The sequence below is a fragment of the Actinomycetota bacterium genome (assembly GCA_036280995.1).
In the GTDB taxonomy this organism is placed as follows: Bacteria; Actinomycetota; CALGFH01; order CALGFH01; family CALGFH01; genus CALGFH01.
In genome coordinates this window covers 1-2,019 of the sequence record DASUPQ010000115.1, presented here as the reverse complement: position 1 = coordinate 2,019, position 2,019 = coordinate 1, and the positions used below count along the sequence as shown (strand labels likewise).

Sequence of the window (2,019 nt, the reverse complement as noted above, 5' to 3'; positions counted from 1 at the left end):
GGCCAGCACCAAGGCGTGGCCCAATCAGGAGGGCCGAGCAACGGCAACCCCACCGCGCGCACGCTGATCGTCGCCGTCGATTCAGCAACAGCCCCAGCAGGTGCGAAACGCACCCCCAGCGGCGGGTGAGCCGCCCGTTTGCGACCAGCGGGGGCTGTTGCGAAATCGTGGGTGCCTGTCGTTCCTCGGTGTGTGGGGGGTGTCGGTCGATAATTGATCATGGCGAGGGGTTATCGGCGGGTTGATCGGGATCAGCAGTTTTTGCTGCCGCCGGATATGCGGGAGTGGCTGCCGGCGTCGGACCCGGTCTGGCTGGTGATCGACATCGTTGAGCAGTGCGACACGTCGGTCTTTCATGCCGGGCGGCGTTTGGGTGGTGCGGGTCGGGCTGGGTTCGACCCGGACATGTTGATCACGTTGTTGGTGTGGGCGTGGCTGCAGGGGGTGCATTCGTCGCGGCAGATCGAGCGGTTGTGTGGGCGAGATGTCGCGTTCCGGGTGATTTGTGCTGGCGATGTTCCTGATCACGTCACGATTGCCCGGTTCCGGCAGGGGTTCGGGTCGGGGGTGGAGCAGTTGTTCGAGCAGTTGTTGGTGTTGGCGTTTCGGCTGGGTTTGGGCCAGTTGGGGGTGGTGGCGTTGGACGGCACGAAGATCGCCGCACCGGCCTCGGTGGGGCAGAACCGGACCGTGGAGGGGTTACGGCATGCGGCGGCCGCCGAGCAGGCTCGAGCGGCGGCCCGGCAGGCAGCGCGGGCGCATGCGGAGGCTGATGCGGCTGAGGATGTCCGGTTCGGGGAGGGGCGCGGGGACCAGGTGATTGATGAGGACGCCGGGGATGACTCAGGGATGTCGGGGCCGGGGGCGGGTCGTGGGCCTGGCCGGTCCCGGTCGGCCCGGATCGCTGAGGCGCTCGCTGATCTTGAGGGGCAGGCACGGCAGGCCGAGTCCGGGCAGCGGGTGCGGGCGGCGGAGCGGGCGGCCCGGATGGTCGACAAGGATGGCCGGCCGGTCGATGGTCGGCCCCCGGCCGGGACCGAGATCGTGCTGGCCGAGCAGGCCCTGGCTGCCGCCGTCGTCGCGGCGCAGGCGCGGTTGCAGGAGTGGCAGGCCACCGGCCGCGGCCGTCGACCACCCGAGGTTGATGATCATTGGCGGGTGCGTAAGGCCGCGGCTCGGGTCGCCCGGGCCCATCAGATCGTCGCCGCACGAGCCGCCCGCCGCCCCAGGCGGGAGCCGGTCCGCAACATCACCGACCCCGAATCAGGGCTGCAGCCGCTGGCCAGCGGCGGCTGGCTGCAGGGTTACAACGCTCAAGCGGTCACCACTGGCGACGGCTTAGTGCTCGCCACCCAGGTGTCGAACAACCCGGCCGACCAGAACGCGTTCCTTCCGATGATGCAGGCTGCGACGGCGATAGCCGAACGGGTCGGCGCCGGCCCGATCGGGCTGGTGCTGGCCGACGCCGGCTACCTGTCGGTGGCTAACCTGACCGAGCCCGGTCCGGACCGGCTGATCGCGGCCGGGACACGGCGCAGCGTGGAAGCCGCCGCCCGGGTTGCCGCGCCGTTGGAGGAGACCGGCGGCGGCGGTGACGCCGCGATCCAGGCGATGCGGACCCGGCTGGCCACCCCAGACGGCATCGCCGCTTACCGACAACGGGGCCGGATTGCCGAGACCACGTTCGGCCATGCCAAACACAACCTGAGCTTCCGCCGGTTCACCGGGATCGGGCTGAACCGGGCCCGCGCCGAATGGATGTTCCACGCCGCCGTACACAACCTCTCCAAGATCATCAACCACGGCCTGACTCCTCAGCTGACCAGCTGACGCGCAGGCCGGCGCCCGCCGGCAGGCCAGCACCAAGGCGTGGCCCAATCAGGAGGGCCGAGCAACGGCAACCCCACCGCGCGCACGCTGATCGTCGCCGTCGATTCAGCAACAGCCCCCCAGGTCCTGAAACTCTTGGTAATGGTTGTGGTAGTAGAACCGCATCTCCCGGTCGGCGCACAACCGTCC

General features: G+C 69.6%; 1 protein-coding gene. It reads left to right on the top strand.

Annotated elements, in window-relative coordinates:
• Window positions 1–219 precede the first annotated feature (219 nt).
• The gene (locus tag VF468_03450) at window positions 220–1,830 is read left to right on the top strand and encodes a transposase (GenBank protein ID HEX5877367.1); all 1,611 of its coding nucleotides are present in this window, start codon (window positions 220–222) and stop codon (window positions 1,828–1,830) included.
• The last annotated feature ends 189 nt before the right edge of the window (window positions 1,831–2,019 follow it).